General features: G+C 53.4%; 1 protein-coding gene and 1 pseudogene. One reads left to right on the plus strand and one right to left on the minus strand.

Annotated elements, in window-relative coordinates; genetic code table 11:
- Nucleotides 1–265: pseudogene (locus J5224_RS23920) on the plus strand (hypothetical protein); the annotation flags it as partial.
- 55 nt (nt 266–320) lie between these two features.
- Here J5224_RS23920 and J5224_RS23925 read toward each other — a convergent pair.
- Nucleotides 321–3,506 carry a putative adhesin gene (locus J5224_RS23925; protein ID WP_264627726.1) on the minus strand — a complete coding sequence of 1,062 codons (3,186 nt, stop codon included), beginning with the start codon at nt 3,504–3,506 and terminating at the stop codon, nt 321–323.
- Nucleotides 3,507–3,857 lie beyond the last annotated feature (351 nt).

The raw sequence follows: 3,857 nt of genomic DNA on the forward strand, positions 1-3,857 counted from the left end.
GATGGACGATTTGCTGCAACGTATTCATCAGCTCAGCACCATCATCAATGAAATTGACACCGCCTCACGCGAGCAATCAACCGGCATCGAACAGGTCAATATCGCCGTGGTGCAGATTGGTCAGGCGACGCAGAAAAGCACTGAGTTGGTGAGTAATTCGGAATACACCGCACAAGGATTGCGCCAGAAAGGCCATCATCTTACCGAACTGGTTAGCGTGTTTCAGATTAACGAGGCCACCCATTCGCTGACGCAGTTACGCTAACCGCAGGCATCATCCTGGCCTCCGCTGCGTTCAGGCAGCGTGAGGCCGGTGGTGTTTACACGACAGGTAATGTGCTAAACGATAACGCGGCGTCGCCCAGATCGGTATCATTACGCGTGAAGGGCAGACCCGCGTGTTCGCGCGTCAAGGTTGTGCGTGTTACCCTGACCAGGCTCTGCCCCTCAGTCAGGCTCGGCGGTCGCGGATACGTCAACCGGTACGTCGATATCTGTTCCTCAGGCAGTGCAAAATTACAGCGGCAATGGGAGAACACCAGCGTGTTATAGCGCTCTCCTTTCATATTGCGCAGTTGCCCTTCCCGGTCGAGATCAATTACGCGCTGAACGCTTGCCAACAGCGGATCGGTATCAACTTCAAGTTTGATCCCGGTGTTCACGATCAGCACATCGCTTAACGTGGCCTTGTGTTCCGCTGCCAGTCGCCGATTTTTCACCAACGCCTGACCGATCTTCCATTTTGTGTCACCTTCATAATGGAAATGGCGATAATTTTGCAACCCCTCCGAGCGTCCCATGCTGTTCTTTGCCCTGTGAGGCTGATAATCGTCGGCATAGCGCCACTCATCGTGGTGCTGGGGGATAAAATGCGTCTCCTGCTTTTTCCCTCTGACCGTTAAAAATGCCCGGAAACCGGCCTCGTCATTCATAACGGCATCCAGACCGGGATCCTCAAGAAAGGTGCCATGCGGAGAGAGCATCTTCAACGTGATATCCGAGGGAAGCATAATGCTGGGCTGAGTCATATCGCTATCGACGTATCCGCCATGGGCGGAAATCACCAGGGTTTTGCTCCCTTGTTGCCTGGCCCCTTTGGGGTTTCTGGTAAAAAACTGCACATAATGGTTATCCGCCAGAGTGCGATACCCGACGGTGCCAATGTCGCGCGCGTTGCGTATATTGATGGAGGTAAAATCGGGGCTGTTTTTATACAGCCGCTTGCCGCCGTGGCGCCGCTCCCCCCTGATTTTGTTGCCTTTTATTCGGGCAGATGTACGCACCAGCGGTTTACGCTTGCCCGCAAAGGCCATCGCCTGGCGCGCCTGTATTTGTTTGACACTCAAACGACCGACACCGATGACATCGCTCAGGGTGCCGAAAGCCAGAAACCACGCGCCGATCTGGGCTTCGCAGAGCGCATTTTTATACACTACGCCGTTATCAGTACTGGCTGCCTGATGCAGATTGACGGCAATTTCACCGATACCAGAGGAAAGCCCAACGGTCGCCCAAACCGCAGCGCCCGCAGGCCCGGTCACGGCCATCAGCAGTATGCCTGCAATAGTGCCCGTGGTCGCCAACACCCGCTTGTAAAACATCAGCTGCTTATCGCGGCTAAACTCATCAGGGGTATACACCACCGCATCAATGTTCTTGGCTAACTGATCCACCAGCGCCTGATAAAGCTGATGCTGATAATGCGGTCGATATTCCAACTGCAACGCGGGTCGCAGGCAATAGTCAGGCAATGCCATACCCCGGTAAATATCCGGATTACACATCAGCGTGGGTTTTAATTCCCCCGCGGTCAGACGTTGTTCATCAAAGACCGAAAGATGCTTACGGATGAACGCTTCACATTCAGCATCAAACGCATAACGATCGGCGATTTTCACCTCTGAATGGGCTAGAGAAATATACACCACGCGCGAATCAAGCACCGTAGACAGGGCGAGAAGATGCGGGACAACGTTATTCTTCATGGTCACCAGTTGTGGGTTGAGTTTCCCGTCAAGGAAATAGCGAATGGCAGGGGGAATATCCGATGAAGGAAGCGTTTCAAGCGCATGGATCACAATACCAATAGCGCGAAAATCGAGCGTTGCCTCAAACAAGCGCTGAAATTTTACATTGACCTTCAGTTCACTGAGCAACGCGCCAAGTTCAGTGGAAATACGATCTGCAATATTGGGTTTCTCCACACTGACCAGATGTACAAAGTGGTCGATGTTGGGCGGGAAGTAAAATGAGGGATCGCCCATGGCAAGGGCTTCGCGCGCGTGAACGCCCAGATAGATTTCTTTGGTGGTAAACTGCACGGGCAGGTAGAGCCTCTGCCCGTTGAGCATCCGGCGGCCAAGCATCACGTCATGAGATTGATTTAACGCCGGAGGTGGGAAATGCTCCGCCAGTTGCGCATAGTATTTATCATAGATGCCCGTTATCACCGGGTTCAGACCGGCCGCATTTGCCTGCCAGTAAGCGGAGTGCTGAATAGCATGCTGGCGCGACACTGACGCATATTTTTTCATCAATTGTTGCGCTAAGGCAGTCTTGCGGCGCGGTGCAAAATGCGGGGGCGTTTCATCCAGATACTGTTTGACGTAGCGGATATGACTGAATTTCGTCAGCCGCCGCCGGGAGGCGCGTCCCAGCTTTTGATAGCTGAGGCGAAACGGCGTCTCTTTCTCTCCCAACCCCAGCAATAACATATCGAGAACCATCCAGGCGTACGCAGGCTCTCGTGCTTTTATCTCTTGCGGCGGAAAACGCAAAAATTCATCGCTCAATGTCGCAATGATATGGGGCTTATCGGCTGCCGGTAATTTAGCGCGGTCGTACATCTGGCTAAAACGTGAAGCCGGTGAAGGTAGGTTCTCCGTACCGCGCTGGAATCGTGCCCCCTTATCCGGGTGCCATCCTCCCAGGGTCATAAACTGCCGCAAATACGCTGCCAGCGCAGCATGCTCTGTGTCTGATAGCACCTCGAGATGCCGATGCGCATCCGTCCCGTTCTCCACCTTAGCAGGTGCGCTGGCGCGTTCCCTTGCCTCTGGCGCTAGCGGTAAACGGTCCGGCACGCTAACGGCATGTCCAGAGGGCGGCAAATAGGGATAAAACGCAGCCACGCTCTCATTGCCAGGATAAAAACCGTGAGGGATCATCCCCGGTTCATCCTGGTATCGTGAACGGAGCATGCCGATCCCCGCCGTTCCCCCACGCCACGCCATGCCGCCCAGCAGCAATAATCCGCCCAATAGCAGCGTCTTTTTAACGCGCGACGTCGCTTTGTTCCCCCTCTTATTGTCGGGTTTGGGTGCGGTGCAACAGGTTTCAGCGCTGGACATCAGCGTCAGTGGGGAAGCCGAAACCGCACGTAGCTTGTGCCGTAACGGTTTGAGATCGCCATGGACCGTTTTATGTGGGGTTTTACACGCTGACGGTGACATTACAGAACACATCGGGCTGCAAGACGAGCCCGAAACAGGAAGTAACAACGTCATGACAAGATACCTTTCTCAAGTAAACGCCAAAAGAGAGAGTGAAAAAAAGGCGGGATGATAAATCAAATAATAAACAGCATGTTACAGAAAACACCCTTGCTATAAGACACAACAAAACCGGCAACAGACAGGATAAAGCGTTTCATTTCTTGAGAATAAGAGCATAACCGTCCACAATTTACCTCAGGCCATAACCCTTAAGGACATCATGATGAAGAGAACGTTTATCGCCCTGTTATTGGGTGCGGTTTCTGTTGGTGCGATGGCGCAACAAGGGGGATTTGTCGCGCCGAACAGCGCAGGCGCTACCTCGGGAGGATTTAAGGGCCCGGTGCCCGGTTTGACCACCGT

This window comes from Candidatus Symbiopectobacterium sp. NZEC135 (assembly GCF_025962695.1).